This window comes from Haloferax namakaokahaiae, from assembly GCF_042663225.1.
Classification (GTDB): domain Archaea; phylum Halobacteriota; class Halobacteria; order Halobacteriales; family Haloferacaceae; genus Haloferax; species Haloferax namakaokahaiae.
This window is the reverse complement of sequence record NZ_JBHTAA010000005.1, coordinates 62,374-83,182: the sequence shown is the minus strand read 5'-3', so window position 1 is coordinate 83,182 and position 20,809 is coordinate 62,374. Positions and strand designations below refer to the sequence as shown.

25 protein-coding genes, 1 tRNA gene and 1 pseudogene are annotated in these 20,809 nt (G+C 61.0%); 11 read left to right on the top strand and 16 right to left on the bottom strand.

Annotated features, from left to right (window positions below):
* Positions 1-42: 42 nt before the first annotated feature.
* Complete coding sequence (locus ACFQJC_RS07860; protein WP_390222768.1) at positions 43-2,157, bottom strand: thioredoxin domain-containing protein; 2,115 nt, start codon at positions 2,155-2,157, stop codon at positions 43-45.
* Between the two features lie 168 nt (positions 2,158-2,325).
* Here ACFQJC_RS07860 and purD point away from each other — a divergent pair, with 168 nt between their 5' ends.
* Positions 2,326-3,612, top strand: coding sequence for a phosphoribosylamine--glycine ligase (purD, locus tag ACFQJC_RS07855; RefSeq protein ID WP_390222767.1), 1,287 nt, complete (start codon positions 2,326-2,328; stop codon positions 3,610-3,612).
* 62 nt (positions 3,613-3,674) lie between these two features.
* Positions 3,675-4,190 carry an acyltransferase gene (locus tag ACFQJC_RS07850; RefSeq protein ID WP_390222766.1) on the top strand — a complete coding sequence of 172 codons (516 nt, stop codon included), beginning with the start codon at positions 3,675-3,677 and terminating at the stop codon, positions 4,188-4,190.
* A gap of 43 nt (positions 4,191-4,233) precedes the next feature.
* Here the strand turns inward: ACFQJC_RS07850 and ACFQJC_RS07845 are convergent, their stop codons facing one another.
* From ACFQJC_RS07845 to ACFQJC_RS07820, 6 genes are all read right to left on the bottom strand, one after another.
* On the bottom strand, positions 4,234-5,268 hold the full coding sequence (locus ACFQJC_RS07845; protein ID WP_390222765.1) for a sensor histidine kinase: 1,035 nt from the start codon (positions 5,266-5,268) through the stop codon (positions 4,234-4,236).
* Positions 5,269-5,339: 71 nt separating this feature from the next.
* Positions 5,340-6,041 carry a hypothetical protein gene (locus tag ACFQJC_RS07840; RefSeq protein ID WP_390222764.1) on the bottom strand — a complete coding sequence of 234 codons (702 nt, stop codon included), beginning with the start codon at positions 6,039-6,041 and terminating at the stop codon, positions 5,340-5,342.
* 102 nt (positions 6,042-6,143) lie between these two features.
* A complete protein-coding gene (locus ACFQJC_RS07835; RefSeq protein ID WP_390222763.1) occupies positions 6,144-6,956 on the bottom strand; it encodes a mechanosensitive ion channel domain-containing protein in 813 nt (270 codons plus the stop codon).
* 1 nt (position 6,957) lies between these two features.
* Entirely contained in the window at positions 6,958-7,767 is an 810-nt protein-coding gene (dacZ, locus tag ACFQJC_RS07830) for a diadenylate cyclase (protein WP_390222762.1), read from the bottom strand.
* 298 nt (positions 7,768-8,065) lie between these two features.
* Positions 8,066-8,737, bottom strand: coding sequence for an SHOCT domain-containing protein (locus ACFQJC_RS07825; protein WP_390222761.1), 672 nt, complete (start codon positions 8,735-8,737; stop codon positions 8,066-8,068).
* 316 nt (positions 8,738-9,053) lie between these two features.
* A tRNA-Leu gene (locus ACFQJC_RS07820) sits at positions 9,054-9,136 on the bottom strand.
* Between the two features lie 82 nt (positions 9,137-9,218).
* Here ACFQJC_RS07820 and ACFQJC_RS07815 point away from each other — a divergent pair.
* Positions 9,219-9,527: a cyclin family protein gene (locus tag ACFQJC_RS07815; protein WP_390222760.1), complete on the top strand. Its 309-nt coding sequence runs from the start codon at positions 9,219-9,221 to the stop codon at positions 9,525-9,527.
* Between the two features lie 3 nt (positions 9,528-9,530).
* Here the strand turns inward: ACFQJC_RS07815 and ACFQJC_RS07810 are convergent, their stop codons facing one another.
* The 6 genes from ACFQJC_RS07810 to ACFQJC_RS07785 form a co-directional block, all read right to left on the bottom strand.
* Complete coding sequence (locus tag ACFQJC_RS07810) at positions 9,531-9,734, bottom strand: DUF8147 domain-containing protein (RefSeq protein WP_390222759.1); 204 nt, start codon at positions 9,732-9,734, stop codon at positions 9,531-9,533.
* A gap of 39 nt (positions 9,735-9,773) precedes the next feature.
* Positions 9,774-10,277 carry a phosphopantetheine adenylyltransferase gene (locus ACFQJC_RS07805; protein WP_390222758.1) on the bottom strand — a complete coding sequence of 168 codons (504 nt, stop codon included), beginning with the start codon at positions 10,275-10,277 and terminating at the stop codon, positions 9,774-9,776.
* Positions 10,278-10,322: 45 nt separating this feature from the next.
* Positions 10,323-10,787, bottom strand: a complete 465-nt coding sequence (locus ACFQJC_RS07800) for a helix-turn-helix domain-containing protein (RefSeq protein ID WP_390222757.1) — start codon at positions 10,785-10,787, stop codon at positions 10,323-10,325.
* A gap of 79 nt (positions 10,788-10,866) precedes the next feature.
* The gene (locus ACFQJC_RS07795) at positions 10,867-11,943 is read right to left on the bottom strand and encodes a glutamate--cysteine ligase (RefSeq protein ID WP_390222756.1); all 1,077 of its coding nucleotides are present in this window, start codon (positions 11,941-11,943) and stop codon (positions 10,867-10,869) included.
* 150 nt (positions 11,944-12,093) lie between these two features.
* Complete coding sequence (locus ACFQJC_RS07790) at positions 12,094-12,735, bottom strand: fibrillarin-like rRNA/tRNA 2'-O-methyltransferase (RefSeq protein ID WP_390222755.1); 642 nt, start codon at positions 12,733-12,735, stop codon at positions 12,094-12,096.
* The gene (locus ACFQJC_RS07785) at positions 12,732-13,589 is read right to left on the bottom strand and encodes an NOP5/NOP56 family protein (protein WP_390222754.1); all 858 of its coding nucleotides are present in this window, start codon (positions 13,587-13,589) and stop codon (positions 12,732-12,734) included. Before ACFQJC_RS07785 ends, ACFQJC_RS07790 begins: the two co-directional genes overlap by 4 nt.
* A gap of 241 nt (positions 13,590-13,830) precedes the next feature.
* Here ACFQJC_RS07785 and ACFQJC_RS07780 point away from each other — a divergent pair, with 241 nt between their 5' ends.
* The 7 genes and pseudogenes from ACFQJC_RS07780 to ACFQJC_RS07750 all read left to right on the top strand — a co-directional run bounded on the left by ACFQJC_RS07780 (position 13,831) and on the right by ACFQJC_RS07750 (position 18,197).
* On the top strand, positions 13,831-14,253 hold the full coding sequence (locus tag ACFQJC_RS07780; RefSeq protein WP_390222753.1) for a DUF8009 family protein: 423 nt from the start codon (positions 13,831-13,833) through the stop codon (positions 14,251-14,253).
* A 122-nt stretch (positions 14,254-14,375) separates the two neighbouring features.
* Positions 14,376-14,732 (top strand): annotated as a pseudogene (locus ACFQJC_RS07775) (hypothetical protein); the annotation flags it as partial.
* A gap of 151 nt (positions 14,733-14,883) precedes the next feature.
* The gene (locus ACFQJC_RS07770; RefSeq protein WP_390222752.1) at positions 14,884-15,534 is read left to right on the top strand and encodes a DUF6517 family protein; all 651 of its coding nucleotides are present in this window, start codon (positions 14,884-14,886) and stop codon (positions 15,532-15,534) included.
* Between the two features lie 42 nt (positions 15,535-15,576).
* Positions 15,577-15,732 (top strand): hypothetical protein, encoded by a 156-nt coding sequence (locus ACFQJC_RS07765; RefSeq protein WP_390222751.1) that lies wholly within the window; start codon positions 15,577-15,579, stop codon positions 15,730-15,732.
* On the top strand, positions 15,729-16,712 hold the full coding sequence (gene corA / locus ACFQJC_RS07760; protein ID WP_390222750.1) for a magnesium/cobalt transporter CorA: 984 nt from the start codon (positions 15,729-15,731) through the stop codon (positions 16,710-16,712). The genes ACFQJC_RS07765 and corA overlap by 4 nt, the downstream gene beginning before the upstream one ends.
* A gap of 216 nt (positions 16,713-16,928) precedes the next feature.
* Positions 16,929-17,930 carry a transcription initiation factor IIB gene (locus tag ACFQJC_RS07755; protein WP_390222749.1) on the top strand — a complete coding sequence of 334 codons (1,002 nt, stop codon included), beginning with the start codon at positions 16,929-16,931 and terminating at the stop codon, positions 17,928-17,930.
* An 87-nt stretch (positions 17,931-18,017) separates the two neighbouring features.
* Positions 18,018-18,197 (top strand): DUF7836 family putative zinc-binding protein, encoded by a 180-nt coding sequence (locus tag ACFQJC_RS07750; protein WP_390222748.1) that lies wholly within the window; start codon positions 18,018-18,020, stop codon positions 18,195-18,197.
* Positions 18,198-18,220: 23 nt separating this feature from the next.
* Here ACFQJC_RS07750 and ACFQJC_RS07745 read toward each other — a convergent pair whose 3' ends face one another.
* Positions 18,221-18,628 carry a translation initiation factor IF-2 subunit beta gene (locus ACFQJC_RS07745; protein ID WP_390222747.1) on the bottom strand — a complete coding sequence of 136 codons (408 nt, stop codon included), beginning with the start codon at positions 18,626-18,628 and terminating at the stop codon, positions 18,221-18,223.
* A 271-nt stretch (positions 18,629-18,899) separates the two neighbouring features.
* Between ACFQJC_RS07745 and ACFQJC_RS07740 the strand changes: the two genes are divergently transcribed.
* Positions 18,900-19,136 carry a UPF0058 family protein gene (locus tag ACFQJC_RS07740; RefSeq protein WP_390222746.1) on the top strand — a complete coding sequence of 79 codons (237 nt, stop codon included), beginning with the start codon at positions 18,900-18,902 and terminating at the stop codon, positions 19,134-19,136.
* A gap of 116 nt (positions 19,137-19,252) precedes the next feature.
* Here the strand turns inward: ACFQJC_RS07740 and ACFQJC_RS07735 are convergent, their stop codons facing one another.
* On the bottom strand, positions 19,253-19,642 hold the full coding sequence (locus tag ACFQJC_RS07735; RefSeq protein ID WP_390222745.1) for a DUF555 domain-containing protein: 390 nt from the start codon (positions 19,640-19,642) through the stop codon (positions 19,253-19,255).
* Between the two features lie 76 nt (positions 19,643-19,718).
* The gene (locus tag ACFQJC_RS07730; protein ID WP_390222744.1) at positions 19,719-20,633 is read right to left on the bottom strand and encodes a DNA-3-methyladenine glycosylase family protein; all 915 of its coding nucleotides are present in this window, start codon (positions 20,631-20,633) and stop codon (positions 19,719-19,721) included.
* Positions 20,634-20,809: the final 176 nt, after the last annotated feature.

Below are 20,809 nucleotides of genomic sequence, written 5' to 3'. Positions count from 1 at the left end.
CCACGTTCGCCGACGGGACGTCGAAGGCCGACGATTCCGACCCTACGCGTCGCCCGCCGTGAACCACGCCAGCGCCTCGTCCAACTCGTGGGTCGGCGCGGAGCAGGTGAAGTTCTCGCAGGCGTAGACGGTCGCCTCGCCGTCGGTCGCCTCCCGACTGGCCCAAATCGGCGGTGCGTCGTCGAGGTCGAGTGCATCGAGCCACGAGGCCAATCTCTCATCGGTGGCTGGACGCGGAGCCATCACGAGACCCGGCAGGTAGCGACCGGCGAGTTCGTCGGCCCAGTCGGCCGGGATGTGGCCGTCGTCTGCCGCAATCGTCAGTTCCGGAACCCCACTCGCGGCTTTCTCGGCCGCGAGCGCGAGCGAGATGTGCTCGATTGGACTGCCACGGATGCGGTTGGCGTGCGTTCCCAAAACCGCGTCTGCGGCCTCGCCGAACCCCGCGTCGGGCGCGAAGTGGTCGAGGTCCAAGAGCAGTGACGTGGCGACACCCAAACTGGAGGGGGTCGATTGGTCGGTCGGTTCTTGCGGTCGGGTGACGAGCGCTTCGCCGCTCTCCGGCGTGAAATAGAGCGTGCCCGCCGCGTCGTCGTAGAACTCCCGCAGGATTGCTCGGGCGAGGTCAAGCGCAAAGGCGAGGTGTTCCACGTCGCCAGTGACCTGATACAGGTCGAACGCGCCGCGGGCGAGGTAGGCGTAGTCTTCGAGGTAGCCGTCGCCTTTCACCTCGCCGTTCATCACGCGCCGCGAGAGGTGGGCTTCGGAGTCGTCCCAGAGGTTGTCGCGGACGAATTCGAGCGCGCGCGCCGCGTCCTCGGCGAGCGAGTCGTCCTGAAGCGCGAGTGCGCCCTGTGCGAACGCCGAAATCATGAGCCCGTTCCAGCCGGCGAGGATTTTGTCGTCGCGGGCGGGGCGGACGCGCTCGCTGCGGGCCTCGAACAGCGTTTCCCGAGCAGATTCGAGCCGGTCTCTCGCCTCGGACTCGTCGAGGTTGTACTCCTCGGCGAGGTCCGCAATCGAGGTCTGGACGTTGAGGACCGTCGTCTTGTGTTCGAAGTTTCCGCCCTTCGTGACGCCGTAGCGGTCACAGAAGAGGTCGGCGTCGAGTTCGCCGAGGTGGTCGCGGACCTGTTCGGGCGTCCAGACGTAGAAGGTGCCCTCCTCGCCGCCGGATTGAGCATCTAAAGTTGCGAAGAACCCACCGTCGTCGTGGGTGAGTTCCCGGCGGACGAACTCGAACGTCTCGCGGGCCACGTCGGCGTAGTCCTCGGTCCCGGTGAGTCGGGCGGCGTCGAGGTAGCGAGGGACGAGTCCCGCCTGGTCGTAGAGCATCTTCTCGAAGTGCGGGACGGTCCAGTCGCTATCGACGCAGTAGCGGTGGAACCCGCCGCCGACGTGGTCGCGGAGACCGCCGTTGGCCATCGCGTTGAGTGTCTCGATAGCGACGTTCAGCGCCTCTTGGCGACCGGTGAGTGAGTAGGCGCGCAACAGGGCGTCGATACGGCCGGGTTGGGGGAACTTCGGGCCGCTGGTTCCGAAGCCACCGTGTTCGCGGTCGGCACCGCGGAGGGCGGCTTGGGCGGCGGTATCGAGGATTTCCGAACCGGGTGCCTCGCCGGGCGTGTCGGGCGTCGTTTCGAGGTTGTCCCTGATTGCGGCAGTCCACTGGTCGGCGCGATTCTCGATTTCGTCGCGGTCGGTCCGCCACGACTCGGCGAAGCTCTGAACGATGTCGCGGAAGCCGGGCGCGCCGCGTCGAGGTTCGGGCGGGAAGTACGTGCCGACGAAGAACGGTTTGCCCTGCGGGGTGAGCCACACCGAGAGCGGCCAGCCACCGCCGCCGGTGACGAGTTGGCAGATGGTCTGGTAGATTCGGTCGAGGTCGGGGCGCTCTTCCCGGTCTACTTTCACGGGGACGAAGTTCTCGTTGAGAACCTCGGCGATTTCGGGGTCCGAGAAGCTCTCGTCGGCCATGACGTGACACCAGTGGCACGCCGAGTAGCCCACCGAAAGGAAGATGGGCTTGTCCTCTTCGCGGGCGGCTTCGAGCGCCTCGTCGTCCCACGGTTGCCAGTTGACCGGGTTGTCCGCGTGCTGCCGGAGGTACGGACTCTGTTCCTCGTCGAGTCGGTTACGTCCCGCGGGCGAAGTCATACCTCATCTTGGGCACTCCGGCGACTAAAGCGACGTGGAGACGGACAACGACGTTCTTGGACAGAAGAGCGAACGACTGCGCGTCGAGAGTAAATATATGCAAGTTTGTGGGTATCAAACCTCGTTTGAAGAGCAATCTTTACACTCCTGTGCGCAGGCTGTGAAACCATGACGGAGACAGTCCTTCTCGTCGGTGGCGGCGGCCGCGAGCACGCAATCGCCCGTGCGCTCGCGCCCGACTGCGACCTCTATGCCTGTGCGAGCAACCGAAATCCCGGCATCGTCGCGCTCGCCGAGGAGTTCGAGACCATCTCGGAGACGGCGGCCGACGACATCGTCGCCTACGCCGAGGACATCGACGCGACGCTCGCTATCGTCGGTCCCGAGGCCGGACTGGCCGCCGGTGTCGCCGACGCCCTCGACGAGGCGGGCGTCTACACGTTCGGCCCGCAGGCCGCCGAAGCCCGCATCGAGACGGACAAAGCGTTCCAGCGCGAGTTCATGCGCGACAACGACATTCCGGGCAACCCCGACTTCGCCACCTTCGACGACGTGGAGGCCGCCTGCGACTACATCGACGAGTACGACGGCGACCTCGCGGTCAAGCCCGCCGGCCTCACCGGCGGCAAGGGCGTGAAGGTCATCGGCGACCAGGTGACCGAAGAAGAGGCCAAGGAGTACCTCCGCGGCTCGGACTACGAGCAGGTCGTCCTCGAAGAACGCCTCGTCGGCGAGGAGTTCACGATTCAGGCGTTCGTCGCCGACGGCGAGTTCCGCGTCAGCCCCGCCGTCCAAGACCACAAGCGCGCCTACGAGGGCGACGAAGGACCGAACACCGGCGGCATGGGAAGCTACACGAACACCACGCCCTCGCTTCCGTTCATGGAAGACGGCGACTATGAAGCGGCCGTCGAAGTCATCGAGGCAGTCGTCGAGGCGCTTCCCGACTACAAGGGCATCCTCTACGGCCAGTTCATGCTCACGAGCGAGGGGCCGAAAGTCATCGAGTTCAACGCCCGCTTCGGCGACCCGGAGGCGATGAACACCCTGCCCGTCCTCGAAACCCCGTTCCTCGACGTGCTCGTCTCTGCCCGCGAAGGCGACTCGCTCCCCGAACTCGACTTCGCCGACAAATCGACCGTCTGTAAGTACGCCGTCCCCGAGGGCTACCCGACCGACCCCAAAGCCGGCGCGAAAATCGAAGTGGACGAGGAGGCCGCTGGCGACGCACTCCTCTTCTACGCCAGCGTGGACGCCCGCGACGATGGTCTCTACACGACCACCTCGCGCTCCTTCGCCGTCGTCGGCGTCGCCGACAGCATCAATGCGGCCGAAGAACTCGCCGAGAGCGCGCTCGCCGCCGCCGGCGAGGGGTTCCACATCCGCCACGACATCGGGACCGAGGACCTCGTCCAGCAGCGCATCGACCACATGGCCGAGATTCGCGGCGAATAGACATTCGCGGCGAGTAGTCGCGGGTCGCCGGCGCTTTTATTCTTCCGGGCCAATCGGTAGCCGTGACTGACGACGCCACTCGCCACGACCGAATCGAACACCACCCGACTCCCGGTCCGCTCAACTCGCTCCAGTACTGGACCGACGCGAAGCCCGTCTGGCGAGTGATGCTCAACTACGTGTTCGTCCTCGTCGCCCGAATCGCGCCGTCGCTCAGGATTCGAAGTTGGGCGCTGCGCCGGATTGGTGTCACCGTCGGTGAGGGTGTCTCGTGGGGGTTAGAGGCGACACCCGACGTGTTCTGGCCGGAGTTAATCACGATTGAAGACCACGCCATCGTCGGCTACGACTCGGTGATTCTCTGCCACGAGTTCCTCCAAGACGAGTACCGAACCGGCGAAGTCGTCGTCGGCGAGCGAGCGATGATTGGCGCGAAGGCGACGATTCTTCCGGGCGTCCACATCGGTGCGGGCGCGCAGGTGGCCGCGAACTCACTCGTGACGCGCGACGTGCCGCCCGGCGAGACGGTTGCCGGAGTCCCCGCTTGGCCGATGTCCGACGCCGAAGAGACGGCGTAACCGAAGGCGAGTTTCGGTTCGTCTAACGCGCGTCTCGTTCTCTTCACTCGTCGGTCGGCGACTGTTCTCGGAGCGCGATACAGAATCGCGCACCGTCGTCGTCTGCGTTCTCGACCCAGATGTCGCCGTTGTACGACGTGACGACGTTGTCCGCGAAAAAGAGGCTGATTCCGGTTCCGTGGTGGAGTTGGTCGAACTCTTCGCGGCCGAAGATGAGGTCACGTTGTTCGACCGGGATGCCGGGACCGTTGTCGGTAACCGTGACGACGACTCGGTCTTCTTCGGTGTCACAGTCGAGTTCGATTTCGACGATTGGGTCGTCCTTGTCGTTGTGGGTGACCGCGTTCTCCAAGACGCATTCGAGCGCGTTCCCGAGTAGGTCGTCCGCGACGACGTGTACTTCGGGGAACTCGTCGAAGACGAACTCCGCGTCGGGGAACTCGACCATCGTATCGATGATGCGGTTTTTGAGGACGACGTCGAGTCGAACCGGTCGATTCGACGCGTCGTGCGACCGTTCGAGCAGTTCTCGAAGGTCGCGCGCTCGTTGCGATTTCTGGACGAGGTCGAGCACGCGGTCTTGGACGATTTCGAGTTCCTTCAGCGCGTTTTCGTCATCGATTCTCGTCGCAACCTGCTGGGTGTAGCCGTAGATGATGTTCAACTCGTTTCGCAAGTCGTGGCGAAGGAGTCGGTTGAGCACTTCCGCGGCGTTCTGATATCGGCGCTGCTTCGTCGTATCGAGGAAGAACGCGACGAAGCCTTCGACCTCGCCATCGACGACGATTGGCGTCGCAAAGCCGTTTCCGTAGACGACCTGGTCGTCGTTGCGTCGGGCCGTGAACTCGCCGGTCCACGTCTCGCCGGCAATCATGTGCTCGACGATTTCGTAGTACACCTCTTCGTCGCCGGCGACGACGCCGACCGATTCGCCGATAATCTCGTCGTACTCGTAGTCGAGAAACGACAGGCCTGCGTCGTTGATATCCTGAAACGCGAAGTTCGTATCCGCAATCAGCATGGGAATGTCCGTGCTCCGGAAGACTTCACGATAGAGTTCCGGGTCGGTGGTTCCCATGGTACTGTCGGTACCAATACAGGCAGCCTACTTATTTTCAGCGGTCACACATATGTAGCGTATCACCGCGCTCAAATCAAGTCGAAAATCTGCTCGTAGTAGCGTGAAACGACGTCGAGCGCCATCGAGATATCGTGGTCAACGTCGGCCCTGTTCCACTCGTCGTGGGTCTCGACACCGGCGACGAAGTACCGAGCGAGGTTTGCGACGGTTCGGTCGTCGGCGCGCGGGACCATCCGCCGAATTTTGATGCAGTGGGCACGGAATGCAATCGTCTGCCAGTCCGTTCGTTTCTGGCCGTGGTACCACCAGAACCGTGTCTGGAGTGTTGCGAACTCCTCGTCCATCTCTAACCGTCGGCACACTTCGACGAGCAGGTTTCGTACGTCGTCCCACCGCGGGTCGGCGTCGATGCTACGGACGGCGATGCCGGTATCAGCGGTCACAAAAGCTTCTGTGGGGAGGTCGGCTTCGGGGCAGGATGAAAAGTCGGCCCAGTTTTCGATTTCGTCCTGCAGAAAGAGCGCACGCATGAACAGTTCGCCCGCCTCGTACGCCTTCGTGTCGGGGACCGACGGGAACTCTAGCTGATACGACTGGCCCATGAGGTCTATCGCACGAGTTGCTGCTTGCTGTGCGGCGTCGAACTGGCGTGCTTTCAGGCAGTCCTCTCTTCGGTCCTGAAAGTGAAACCCCCGTAAGAGCGTCTTAGCCGCGTCTGTAGCACGGGGCGATGGGGAGGAGATGTTCAATCCGGGGAGGTGTTCGGTCATCGTATTCAGGGAATTCGATATGACACAATCCACGGTACACTTCTAAACTGTTGTGGTGGGATAGATTTATTAATCAGAATTTTCCCGCCTATCCGTCCGAGACTACCGAATACGACCGACACCGTGTTCGAACACGCGAGCGTTGGGGAGGATGTACTCCTCGCCGTCGGACTCGATGTGCGTGACGAACACGTCTAACTCCTGAACGACGCCCTCCACGTCGCCGACGATGACCTCGTCACCGATCGAGTACGGTTGGGTGAAAAGGAGGTACGTCCCGGCGGCACCGGACCGGAGCAAGTCGCGGAAGGCGACCGCACTCAGTACGATGACGGCGGCGAGATACGCCGCGAGGAGGACGACGAGCGCGAGCGTCGCCACACCGATTTGCGAGAGTGCGACGAGGATGGCGAGAAAGAACACCGTGTACTTCGCCAAGAGCGGGATGATGTTGACTTGCGGAAGTTTGACCGCACGAAGGCGTTCGGCGACCATGAGTTCGACTTTGTCGCCGACGACGACGCCGACGATGAGGACGACGGCGGCGACGAACACCTGCGGCAAGATGGCGATAAAGAGACTCCAAAATCGGTCAACGTAATCGACGCCCGCGATGGAGAGCGCCGCGAGGATTGCGACGCCGAGGACGAAGTAGCGCGTCAGCCACGCGAGAATCTCTATCGTGGAGGTGTCGAAGTCGCGGGCGGTGCGCTCGAAGGCCGTCCCCTCGATAACGTCCGGAAGTCCGAGGCGAACGAGCAAGCCCTGGACGACAGACCCCGCGGCGTATGCGACCAAGAGTCCGACGAACAGGACGATGAGGACGGCGACGAATCGAAGGCCGACGAGCTGGACGAGTCGGTCGAGGAGTTCGTTCGTCGCCTGCAGCGGAACGGAGATACCGACTCCAGTCATCTCAGTAATCCTCCGGGTCGATTTCGAGAATTATCTTGCCGCCTTTGAACGCACGGACGAGACCGTCAGACTCCGAGAGCACGATAGAGGTGGCGTTCGTATCGCGGGTGATTGCGCCGCCGGCCATGTGGCGTGCGCCGAGTCCTTTCGGAATATCGACGCCCTCTGCGGAGGGTTCGAGGTAGCGGTAGGCGGAGACGATTTTCCCCGAGTCGGAGATGACGAACGCACCGTCCAGCCGGGAGAACTCCTTGAGCATGACGTTCACGATGGGGTCGCCCACGTAGACGTGCGACTTCTCGAAGGGGTTGTACGACAGCGGCCGCGACTTGTTCATCACCTTGCCCGCGTCGCCGACGACGAACAGCGCGCCCACGGGTTCGCCCTTCTGGCCCTTCTTGCCCAGTTCGATTGCGACTTCGAACACGTCGCGGATGACGCCGGGGTCGGCCCGCGAGTTCGCAAAGAGGTCGTAGATACCCGAGCGCATGTTCTCCTCGACGCGGACGCGAACCACGGAATCGAGGTCACTGCCGAAGATGCCCACGTTGCAGGCGACGGTGTCGCCCGCTTCCACGAGGCTCTGTTCCATCGCCCCCTCGATGCCGAACCGGATGCGGTCTTTGACGTTCTGGAACTGCAACGGGAGTTCAACGAACGTCTCCGCTTCGACCGTATTGTCCGGTGCGACGACGATTGTCGGCACGTCCGTATCTTCGAACCGCTCATACTGCGAGTGGCTCGGTGCGAACATGAACAGGCCATCCACGTCCGCCACGATGTCTCCCAATAATTCAGATAACCCCGCCATTGGTGGACACACACACCCTATGAGAAAAAGGGTTGTGTCGTGTCTGACGTGTGTCGTGCGTTTCTCACCATCGTTAATTTGGTATTCGTTGGGTGAGCGCTCAGGATGCGAGATTGGGGTGGTTCAGGGGGCGAATTTTCTGGTGAACTGTCGCGTTCTCAGACGTGGGAACTGTAGGTTGGTGGGGAGTTGGGGTGTAGGGCAGGAATCATAGCGAAGAAAAATTCGCTGCATTTGTATCGGGGTTGTTTTGGCTGTTCCTCATGCACACAATCTGACACCTCCTTGTGACCGGTTTTTAAATTTTATTTAACAATTCTATTTTCTTTTCTTCAAATTCATCCTGGGTGATTACCCCTTCATTTTTCAATTCATTGAGACGGATGAGAGTTTCAGTTGGGTCTCCTTTTGGATATTGCTGGTCAGTTTCCATTTGCTGGTCTTCGTTTTCAACCTGGACCTTTTTTGCGACACCTTTCGATGCTTTGTAATTGTCAGATGCTCCTTTTGCACCTAATGCCCATCCAATTGGTGAGAGGATTGTTACTGCAGTTGCGCCCCACCATAAGCCTCCTCGTTTTTTCGGCTTCCACCCACAGTTCGGACACCTCTTAACGTTTGGAGAAACCTCCTCATGGCACTCACGACAAACTGATACCATAGATCCCCTCGACGTGTTTTGTTGGTCTTCATCAGCCATTTCCTGCGAATTTTTATTATATTCCATCATGTCTCGTTCTGTATATCTGAAAAGTATAGAAAACATCACAAACGCATACGAAAGAGGAAGTGTGATCAAATGTTCCATTGATGGGCTAGTGACCAAAGTAATGCTAAAAAAGAGGGCAAGTGGAACACTGAAGACGAGTAATACTAACCCAACAGGATTTGCTATGCTTTTTTCGACGCCAAACGCATTTTTCGAGTCAGAATATTCCTCTAATGGACCTATTTGAAGTTCATCAGTCATACTATATTGTCCACAAAACTTTTCAACAACTTTAATTTTTAGTTGATTACGAAAAACCAATATTCACTGTCACTTTACGAACAGTGTTTATCTAGCGTGCACGAATTAAAGTAATTCTGACATTAGGTTTCAGTACATATTCATTCTGAGTTGCCAGTCCTGGCTTTCAATATTCCTATTCGATTCAAAAAGTGCGAAGTATGATGAATTCGAGGCTACGTAGAAGGATTCGAACCGCGGTCGCAACTCTCCGAGTTGCTCCCTGATTCGAATCCTTCGTCACGATTTTCGTCTTCGCTGTCGCTCAGACAGAAAGTGCGTGGGACAGGATTCGAACCTGCGGAGGTCTATACCACAGCGTCCTAAGCGCTGCGCCGTTGGCCACTTGGCTACCCACGCGCAGTTTCGACTAACCAGAAATCCCCTATTAACGTGTCGTTCCTGCCGTGGGGATTATAGCAGTTCACACACAACCCCGACCATGTACAGCGCCCGAGACCAACGAGACAACGAAGAGTGGTTGGGCAAAATAAACGCCGCCGCCGACAGTCTCGAACTCGGAAGCGAGGCCCGCTCGTACGCCTCGGACCTCTTTCTGACGCAACTCCCCGACGAAGACCGCTCGAAGAAAGCCGTCGCCGCGGCGAGTCTCTATGCCGGCGCGCTCATCGCGGGCGAAGAGCGCTCCCAAACCGCCGTCGCCAACTCGATGGACGTGTCTCGGCTCAGTATCCAACAGCGCTGGAAAGACCTGCTTCGAGAGGCGGGATTCCGCCCGCCGAGTTGGTGAGTCCTACTCCGCGGCCTCCGGTTTCTGCCGGCGGGTGAAGACGGCGAACGAGACGCCGATAGCGATGACGCCCGCGACGAGACCGGCGGGAATGCCGATGAACAGCGAGAAGAACACCCACCGAGTGAAGTACTCGGTGACGACGAGACCCACGACGAGAGCGCTCACGAGACCGATAGCGAAACTCACGGCGAGGGGGTGATTCATGTGCGGATGTACGCCCGCAACGTCCAAAACTCTGCTCGCTTATCGGTCGGCGTCCGGTGGGAATCGACCGCGTCCGTCTGAATCGGGGGTGAGGTTGCCGTGACGGTCGATTTCGCCCATGACGATGCGAGTCGAAGAGATACGGTCACCGTCTTCGGCGGAGACGTGGTCGACGACTTTGATTTCGAGGGGGTCGAGTCCGCGCTCGGCGCGGATTTCGTTGACCTGCTCGCCGCCCGACTGCGTCTCGGGCGAGACGATGAGAACGTCGAACCCCGGTTCGGTGGCGATGCCTGTGGGTTCGTCGAGTTCCCTGACTTCGAACTCGCGGCCGTACTCCTCGGCGAGCGGTTCGAGTTCGGCTTCGAGCGCCGCTTTTCGCTCGTCGAATGGGCGAACGTAGCGGTCTACGTGACGTGTTTTCGGTGCGAGTGTGTCACTCGTCAATCCGACGGTCACGTCGCCCATCTCGAACGCGGCCTCAAAGAGTGCGAGGTGGCCATCGTGGACGGGGTCGAACGTCCCGCCCAACGCGACGTGCATGTTCTCGCCGTCGTCGCGGTGCAACTTAAGCGGGTCGGGTTCGGGTCACTCCTCGCGGACGGTAATCGAGACGGGTTCTGTCTCCTCGGAGCCGTCGGTCCCGAGATGTCGGTCGAGGTTGAACACGGCGTTCAACTGCGCTTGGACCTGTCCGGCGGCGTTGTGGACGAGTTCGCTCGGCTGGATAGCGATGTACTCGTAGGGGTTGTTGCCCGCGCCGGTACTCTTGCGCTTCTGTCGCTCGACGGTCCCCTCGTCGGTGAGTTCGGCGAGCGCCTCACGGACCGTACTCGGGTATAGCCCGGTTCCGTCCGCAACCTCGCCGCTGGTGGAGTTCGGGTGCGTGCGGAGGTAGACGTAGATACGTGCCCGCGTCTCGGTGTCCAGTAGCCACGCGAGTAAGTCGATGAGTCCGTCGTCGAATTCGGGGACGGCGTCGTCGGTACTGCCGTTTGTAGATTCCTCGCCCTCTGACCCTGTAGGTTCCGCTGAAGTCTGTTTCGCAGGCATTTGTGCTACGGGAAAGGACAAAAGTTGGTCAGGGAAAAAAGTTTCCCGTAACGTCGAGCACGCCAATCGCTGGCGTGACTCAATCGAGCGTCAGGTGCTCACACAGTGCGTCGAGGTCGGATTCGTCGTGAATGCGGCGCTGGATGTCGGTTCCGGATTCAGCGTCGAAAAGCATCCGAAGGCCATCGACGCCCAGTCGCTCGCTCTCGGTTTCGACGAAGGAGTCGAGGCTGACGACGGACTCGCTGTCGCGCGCGATGAACGACGCGTCGCGGCCGTAGCGCGTCGCCCGCCACTTGTTCTCGTCGAGGAGTTCGCGGCGGATGTCGGTCCCCTCCTCGCCGTCGTCGTAGCGGTCGGCGAGGTCGAGGACGAGCGCGTGGACGTATTCGACGAACGCGGCGACGCGTTCGGGGTCAGTCTGCGCGTCGGGCGTTCGGACTTCGACGGTGCCGTGGCCGGTGTGGGGGCGCACGTCGTACCAGAGTTCGCCGCGGTCGTCGATAGAGCCGAGTTCGACCATCCGGCGCTCGAATCGTTGGAACGCTTCGAAGTCTTCGAAGGCAGTCGGCATGCCCGTGTTGGGAAGGTTCTCGAATATCTTGGCGCGCGCGGAGGCGAGACCGGTGTCGAAGCCGTTCCAGAAGGGAGAGTTGGCAGAGAGCGAGAGCAGGGGAGCGAGATACCAGCGGAGTTCGTTCGAAATCCAGACGGCCTTGTCGGCGTCGTCCACGCCGACGTGGACGTGGAGACCGGCGGTCGTGTTCCGGTGTTGCGGGTACTGGATGCGGTCGAGTTGGGCCTGATAGCGGGGTTTGGTCGCGTGGTCGAGTTCGCGCCACTTCGCGGCGGGGTGGAGTCCGGCCGCCGCGATACGGAAGTCGTGGTCGGCGGCGTGTTCGACGAGCGCCTCGCGGACCGACGTGATGGCCGATTCGACCTCCTTCGGAGATTCGATGAGCGGCGTCTGTGTCTCTATCGTGAACTTGAACAGTTCGTGGTCGATTCGCCCGGAGAGCGGTTCCGGTGGCTCTTCGCCGTATACGAGTTCGTCGATACCGGACGTTGGCCGACCGTCGGCGTCAACGATGTAGAACTCCTCTTCGACGCCGAGTGTTCCCATGCGGCCAAAGGCGTCCGCCGACCCTAGTTCCATCGCAACGGCGTTGGATGCGCCCGATTAAAAACGTCGTGAAGACGGCGAGAGAGAATGTAACTCACGCGAGAGGTTCGAAGGATTGGGTGAGGAAGTGTTCGAGAGAGGTTCGACGGAGTGATTCGCCGGGTGAGTTCGACGGAGAGACGATTACTTCGGTCGGGCGACGATACCGAGGTGGTCGGTGTGGAACCGGTCGAGTCGCGTGGTTTCGAGGATTTCGTAGCTCGATTCGAGCGAGTCGAGCACGTCGTCGAACACGTCGTCCGGGTCGGCGGTCACGTCTTCGCTCCGAGCTTTGACGGCCATCAGCAGGCGTCCGTCGTCGGCCAAGAACTGCCGGTTTCGGTTCGCAACGTCGGCTTGCCCGCGGGTCGCAACGTCCATGACGATGCAGTCCACGTCGGATTCGACGACGTGGGCGTAGGACGCGGGGTCGCGGGCGTCCTTCAGCAACGGGAAGAGGTTGTCGCGGGCTTCAGCGACGCCCACGAGGTCGCGGACGGGGCGCGGCGCGAACTCGACGGCGTAGGTCGGTCCCGAGAAGTCGGCGACGTGCGAGACGGTCGTTCCCGACGCGGCACCCAGATAGAGCACGGTTTCGCCGCCTTCGAGACCGGTTTCCATCCTGAGTTCGAGCATCGCGCCGAGCTTCGAGCGACCCGCGTCCCAGACGCGCCAGCCGTCTTTCGTCGGTTCGCCGTAGACCGGTTCGCCCCGCGTTGCGAGTCGCTCGTTGCCGTCGAATGAGCGGCGTTCGACGCCGTCTAGAAGGTCGAGGTCGGCAGTCACTGGTCGTCCTCCGCGTCTTCGTCCTCGTCTTCTGCACGGGCACGAATCGCATCCATACGCTTGGCGAGTTCCTCGTGGAGCTCGTCGCGGTACTCTCCCGAGTAGTGGTCTACACGCGCCGATAGCGAGAGTTTCCCGGCGAGGGCGCGAGCGGCGGACCCGCGGTCGGATGGCCGGGTTCCGCGGACGAACTCGTGCGTGAAGATGACGCCGTGCTTGGGCGACGAGGCGTGACCCCGGAGGTGAGCGAAGAGCGCGTCCTCCGCGCCGAGTACCTGCACCGTCCCGCTCGGCACTTTTGCGAGTCGTTCGAGACTACCGGCCAGCGAGATGAGTCGCGCGGTGAGCACCGGCCCGGCCATCTCCGAGAGGTTCGGGGCGACAGAGGGCGCGCGTTCTTCGATGAACGTCCGCAGGTCGTCGCGTTCGTCGAGCAGGTCCACGGCACGAGACGCGTAGGAGACGACGCGCTCTTCAGCGGCCGTCTCGGGCGTTCGCCCGGCGATGTCGCGGACGCCATCGAGACCTCTCGGTACGTCTTCGTAGAGCGTTCCGGCCCACTCGACCACGCGTTCTGCGAGTTCGTTCGCGGTTCGTTCGGCGTCGTCCATCGCCCGAACGGCGTGGGCGAGTTGCTTGTCGTCGGCGCGTTCTCGTTCTGCGACGGCCTCGCGCGCGGCGGTGAGAGTCGCCTCACGGAGTGTCGCGTAGTAGTCGGTCTCGTCGTCGGCAAACCCGGTTTCGACGGCGACAGCGGGCCAGTCCTCGGGGGCGTCCGCTCGCCCCTCGCGGACTCGCGTCGCGCCAGTCGATGGGTTCGTCGGGTCCGCCCCAGCGAACCATGCGTCAGTCATGCCGAGGGGTTGCGGCCGATTCGGGTAAAAAGAATCGGACTGCCGGACGAACGCCCAGAAAATATGGTTTATGATAACGTTTAACACGCGTCGTGTCGAACCATTGTTCGATGGAACGGGCATCGTACATCTGTTGTGACTGTCAGGCGACGGTCAGCCCCGGTGCATATCGAGCAACGTGTCCGGACTGTAACGGCAAGCTTCGGCCCGACTCGGTGACGAACCGACGTCGGGCGGCCGAGTGAACGAACGGCCGGGTTCGCCACGTCCGACGGTGATCCGTTCGCTTGCAGTAACGGCCGACGACCTCGTGTCGGCACTCGAAGCCACACAGCGCGCCGGACGCCCCGTGGTTCTCCGCGTGACGCCACCGTTCAACGGCCGGATGCGAGCACGAATTCACGTCGCCGGTGGCGAGTCCGAAGATTACACAGACCCCGCACCGCTCCACTTCGAGCCAACGCGCTTTCTCGAAGCCGACGCGCCGACGTATCCCGAAGTGGACGAGACACGGCCCGACCCCTACGACGTGGACGAACACCACACGTTACACACACAGGCGGTCGCGGCGTGGCGACAGTCGATTCGGTCGTTCTTCCGAACGGCCATCACCCTCGACACGCCGGACGGGCCGCACGAAGTGAGCGTGAAGTACCTCGGCTGAAGGTGTGCCCGGTTGAAGGTGTACCCCGGTTGGAATTGCCCTCGGTTGAAGGTGTCCCTCGGTTGGAAGTGGGACAGGTTCGGAGCGAACGGCTTTTTCCGCGACGGTGTGACGATGCAGGTATGAGTACCGACGAGTACCGGCGTGGCCGGGCAGTCGAGCGCGAGCGAGCGAAAAAGCGCGCCAATATCTCGGGGCAGTACCGCGGCATCCTGCCGACGCTGTACGGGATTGGTGTCGTACTGTTCGCCGTCGTCTCGCTCTTTCTCGGTCCCGAACCGGCGTTCATGGTCGTGTTCGTCACCCACCTCTTCTACGCCGGACTCATCCGCGCCGACATCAAGTCGCTCCGACGGCAGGGCGTGACGTGGGGTGCCTCGCGGCATCTCTGGTTCGGCGCGGCGTTCGCCCTCCCCTTCGTCGCACCAATCTACTACGTGTACAGCGGTCGGGTGATTCGCCGCGAGAAGGAGGCCCGGACTTCGGCGACCGAGGCTGAAGACAGCATCGCTGGTGACTCGGCGTCGGCTGTCGAGACCGACGAAACCGACACCGAGTGACCGACGAGAGCGAGGAGCGGGCCATCCGAAAGCCACCGAACTTATGCCGTCACACGAGAGAAGTCGGCCAATGTCTCCCAAACGCCTTGTTGCGACGCTCGCCGTCGTCGCACTCGTCGTGACGAGTGGGTGTCTCGGCGTCCTCACCGGCGACGAGGCGCTCTCGTTCGAATCCGAACCGGCGACGGCCGACGCCTCGGTTGCGTCGAACGCAGGGTACAGCACGAACGGAACCCAAGAACTCGAAATCAATCGCTCGTTCGACGTCGCCGGTCAGGAGCGGCGCGTCGTCGCCAGCAACCACCTGACGACCTACGAGAAGAAGATGGACCTCGGTCTGTTCGGCGAGGCGAAACTCGGCGTGTTCAGCGTCATCTCGACGCCTGCGGTCGAAATCGCTGGGCAGACGCTCAATCCCATCGGCGACTACTCTAACGACCAACTGGTCGGTCTCGTCAGAAGCCGCTATCAGGGGCTGAGCAACGTCGAACAGGTGAGTTCGCGGAACGTCCAGATGCTGGGGCAGACGGCGAACGTGACGAAGTACAGCGCGACTGCGCGCGTCGAAGGTCAGCAAATCGACGTGTACGTCCACGTGACGAAGGTTCGCCACGAAGGTGACTTCATCATCGCCGTGGGTGTGTATCCACAGCAACTCGACGGCGAGGAGGACAACATCCTCGAACTGATGCGCTCTGTCGAGCACCCTTCGGAAGCGTAACCCGGGCGAGCTTTTTTCACCTCACCACGGGTCCGTGAGGGCATGACTCCCGTCCGGACCGCCGGTGTTCTCGTTACGGTTCTCGGCGCGGTTGGCTACGCACTCGCCGTTACCGTCGCGTATCCCGGTCGCGCGTTCACCGTGACGGCACTCATGGTGGGTCTCACGCTGTGGGCCGTCGGAGGTGAATCGTCGTGATATCCGCGCTTGTCTATCGAGAAGGTGAGATAACGCAGTACGAGACCGATGCCCTGGATGCCGCGCGTGACGCGTCAGGGACGACGTGGGTTCGAGCGACGGACGAGGGGGACTTCGCGGCCGTCGCCGACGCGTTCGGCATCCATCCGCTCTCGCTCGAAGACGTTCGAAACGACGTTCGACCGAAGACCGAAGAGTACGACGAGTACACGTTCGTGCTCGTCCGAACGGCGATGCTCCGAAAGGGCGACCAGAACTTCGAGGAAGAGGTCGGAACCCGTCCGGTCGGGTTTTGCTTCGGCGACGATTGGGTGGTGACGCTCACGCGGCGGGACATCCCGGCCGTGAACAGCGTGTGGGGAGCGGTCGAGCGAAAGGACCCGCGAATACTCAGGTTCGGCCCGGATTTCACCGCGTCCCGCGTCATCGACCGCATCGTGGACAACTACTTCGAACTGTTGGACGAGGTCGGCGACGAAATCGAGACCATCGAGGAAGGAATCTTCGAGAGTCCCGACAAAGACGTGCTACAGGACCTCAACGCGGTTCGACGCGACCTGCTGTCGTTCCGAAAGACCGTCTGGCCGACCAGAGAGGCGGTCTCCGTGCTCGCGCGCGGCGACCCCGACTACGTCCGCGAATCGACCGAGAAGTACTACCGAGACGTGTACGACCACCTCGTCGAGTTGGTGGACCTCACCGAGACGTACCGTGACCTCGCACGCGGAGCGCGAGACATGTACCTCAACACCCTCTCCCAATCGACGAACGAGGTGATGAAGACGCTCACCGTCGTGGCGACTATCATCCTCCCGTTGACGCTCGTCGTCGGCATCTACGGGATGAACTTCGACCCCGGCGCATCGGCGTACAACATGCCGGAACTCGGGTGGGAGTTCGGGTACCCCGCCACGATGGTCGGGATGGCCGCGGTCACTGGTATTTTACTCGTCTACTTCCGACGTGAAGGCTGGCTGTGAACCGACGAAAGAGATATAAACCGTCAAGTTTTGTTGTAATTTTAGTATTTTGCCACCAGTGCCCCGACATGAAGTCGCTATCTCTCGATTAATCGGGTGAGATTTGGCAAAATACTTAAATACTTTTCGAACTTACTGTTGGTAAGGACCACCAACCGGGACTTTCCCTTTTTCTTCTCTCACCCACGGTTGAGACGGGTCCGTGTCACACCCATAATGAGCGATACCACCACAACCACCAAAACGTACAGCAGAGACGCGACGGCCCGTGAGCGACGCGCTCGGCGCTCGGAGCGAGAACAACCGAACGAACAGGAACAGGAGGTCTGTCCGGAGTGCAGCGGAACGTTAATCCACGACACCGAGCACGGCGAAACCGTCTGTCGAGAGTGCGGTCTCGTCGTCGAAGACACCGTCGTTGACCGCGGCCCGGAGTGGCGTGCGTTCGACTCGGCAGAACGAGACAGCAAGTCCCGCGTCGGCGCACCGACGACGAAGATGATGCACGACAAGGGGCTATCGACCAACATCGGCTGGCAGAACAAAGACGCCTACGGGAAGACGCTCTCGCCCCGGCAGCGCGAGCAGATGCAACGCCTCCGCACGTGGAACGAGCGCTTCCGCACCCGCGACTCGAAAGAGCGCAACCTGAAGCAGGCACTCGGCGAAATCGACCGCATGGCCTCGGCACTCGGCCTGCCCGAGAACGTCCGCGAGACGGCCTCGGTCATCTACCGTCGCGCGCTCAACGACGACCTACTCCCAGGTCGTTCCATCGAGGGCGTCGCAACAGCGTCACTGTACGCCGCCGCCCGCATGGTCGGAACGCCGCGCTCGCTCGACGAGTTGGAGAAAGTCTCCCGCGTCGATAAGATGGAACTCACCCGGACGTACCGCTACATCGTCCGCGAACTGAAGCTCGAAATCAAGCCGGCGGACCCGGAACAGTACGTTCCACGCTTCGCCTCCGAACTCGGGCTTTCGGACGAAGCAGAGCGACAGGCCCGCACGCTCCTCCGCGATGCGAGGGACACGGGCGTCCACTCCGGCAAGTCGCCGGTCGGTCTCGCGGCCGCCGCCGTCTACGCCGCGGCCCTGCTCACCAACGAGAAGGTCACACAGAGTCAGGTCTCGAAAGTCGCCGACATCTCCGAAGTGACGATTCGAAACCGCTACAAAGAGCTTCTCGACGTGCAGGACGAAGGCAGACTCGCGTAATAGGTGGTGGCCGTGGTGGGCCATACCGTTTTTTGAAGCGTGCGAACCCGTAACAAGATTTATCGGGTCGCCGAGAGAAATGAGTGCATGGTCGAAGCGTTCGTCCGACTCTTATGTCCCGAATGTGGAAAAGACTGGGAGACGACTCCAAACGAACTCCCGGCGCACCGCGATAACTTCTCGTGTCAAGCCTGCGGTGCCACACGTCGTACTGCCGAGTTCATGCGAACCGAACGCGACTTGCAGACGCTCAAGCAGTTCGAGTAACTGCGCCGTGCGAACTCGGTTTTTTAGACGTCAGGAATCGCCGAGAGCGCCCCGCACGCGTCGCACTTGAGCCTCGTCGTTCCCTGTTCGGTTACGAGACGCGTATCCGGGGAGTCGCACTCATTGCACCGAACGAACGTCTCGACGTAGCCGTCGAGTGCTTCGGCGACACGCGGTTGCTTGAACGCACCCGTGAAGCGGGCGCGTCCCGTCTCGTCGATAGAGGCGCTGGTCGCAAACTCCGACTGTAAATAGCTCAGGAGGTGCGAGGCATCACGCGCCAGTCGGTCGTGAGTCTCCGCGAAGTTTTCGTAGACAGTGACGTTGCCTTCGCGCCGAACGACCGGGTCAGGGACAGAAAACCGCCCGCCACTCGCGTGTTCGTCTGGCGTTTCGGTCATGGCCCTGTCGAGGTGTTCGGAGTAATCCATACGAGTTACAAGGCTCTACTGGAGATAAAATAGTCACGGACGATAGCGTGCGCGCCGAGCGCGCGCGACGGTTAGGAACTACATACCACTATAAAGTGGTCAGTAGTTGGGAAGCTAATTGCACATTTTTTGCCGACAATCGGAGAAGAATTGAAGCATTTCGAACAATTAATTTGCCGTCAGACCCCGATAATCGGGCGTTTAAGCGGGTTGCATGCTAACGTGACTCAAGATAATACTATATCCCTCCGTTCTCAACGCTTGTTTGCTCATGAAAAAGCAGGAGCTCATCCACCTGCACGGACTACTTGCAGAAGTACACGGACAGATCGAGGAGTGGGAAGACAAAGAAGTTGAACTGACCGAGTACAATTCTCTCGGTGTACGGCCAACATCTATCCACAAATCGAAGACCGATCACAAAGCAGCTGTTTTTAAACTGGCAAAGGGAATCACTGGATCTATGCGCGAAGCAGAGCCAGAGCCAGTTGCAGCCCAAGCTGACTGAATCGCCGGTAGAGAATCAGTTCTCTCAGTCATCCTCCCTGGTGAGTGACGACGCTCAAGAACGACGCTCAAGAACGTCTAAACGTGAAAAATCGTCCGAGCGACAGGTGTGGTGAGCTACGCGTCTTCTGCGTAGTCACCGAACTCGGGACCGTTTTCGTCGCCTGATTCGTCTTCGATTCGTGTTACGGAGAGCAGTTTGAGCGGAATGTGTTCGAGTCGTTGGCCAATCTCTTTTCGGGCGATTCGAGTGGCGTGCTCTTCTTGTTCGACGTTGAACACAGTCATCTCCAATTCGAGGGCGACGAGCGCTTCGTCGGCCGCGATGAACGCGGGAAGCAACTCCTCACCGCCGGGTGTGACGCGGGTCCCCATCCTGATTTCGACGTAGTTGAGGTCGGGATTCAGCATCTCTCCCGTCTTGGAGATAGCGATACGAATCGCCTCGTCCTCCGTCTCGACATCGTACACAGGGACCGCGGCCTCCACAACGACTCTGCAGTCCATATCCACCGAATGGTTGTGCCGCGAGGCGTATCAACCTTCTTGCCGCATTCATACACGAAACGGCGAATAAATGGCTCTACTCCCCGCCAGAACGGAGATAATGGAAAACGTACGTTTGTGTGTAGCCGGCAATATCGCCTCCGAGTCGCTCACGAATCGCCCGTGAAGTCTCTCGGTAGTTGCCCCGGTCGCACTCGGGGTAGTACTCGTCGATTGCGGTGTGAATCCACGTATCGAGCGGGACGGCCTCGAGATAGTCGAGCGAGAACAAGAGGACGCAGTCGGCCACCTTGTCGCCGACGCCGACGAACGTCGTCAAGTAGTCGCGCGCCTCCTCGTAGTCGAGTCCCCTCGCCCCCGCCGGTGTCGCCTCACCGGAGGCGACCATCTCGGCCGTCCGCTGGACGTAGGGCGCACGGTATCCGAGGCGCAGGTCGCGCAGGTCGTCTTCGGTCGCCTCGGCGAGTCGCTCGGGTGTCGGGTAGGCGCGATACGTCTCACCGTCGAACTCCACTTTCTCACCGTAGGCCTCACGGAGTCGCTCTTGCATATCGAAGATACGCGAGACGCGCATCTGTGCCGAACAGATGAACGAGACGAGACAGCCGAAGGGTGGGTCGCGGACGATTCGCATCCCCGGATACGCCTCGTAGGCGCGCGCAACCAGTGGCTCGTCGGGCATCGCCTCGACGACCGCATCGAGGTCGTCGTCGAGACGAAGCAGCGAGCGAAGTATCGGAACGGCGTCGGTGTTCGACGCCCATTCGAGTCCACCATCGACCTGTCGAGCGCGAACGACGGCGGACTCGTCCGAGACGCCGTCGAGCGGCGGGACGACCGTCTGGTACCACGCATCGCCGCCGAACGCACCGTCTCGGTCGTACATCTGGCCGTCGAGGCGACCCCAGAGGTACGACTGGCCGCTCTCCAACGTCGATTGCAAGTCGAAGTCGCCGTCGAGTTCGGCGAGGTCGATGACACCCGTCTCCATCGATTCGAGGTTGGGCGGAGGGGATTTGCGGGTTTCGATGGCGAACGCGACAGTCCCGGGAATGTGGAGAACTCAAGATTTTTATTAGTGACTATCGTAATCCTGAACGAAGTCCGGGAATTACCTGGTTGTGATTGTTTGTGCCTCTGCAACCTCCCGAGTTACCCCGTAATTCT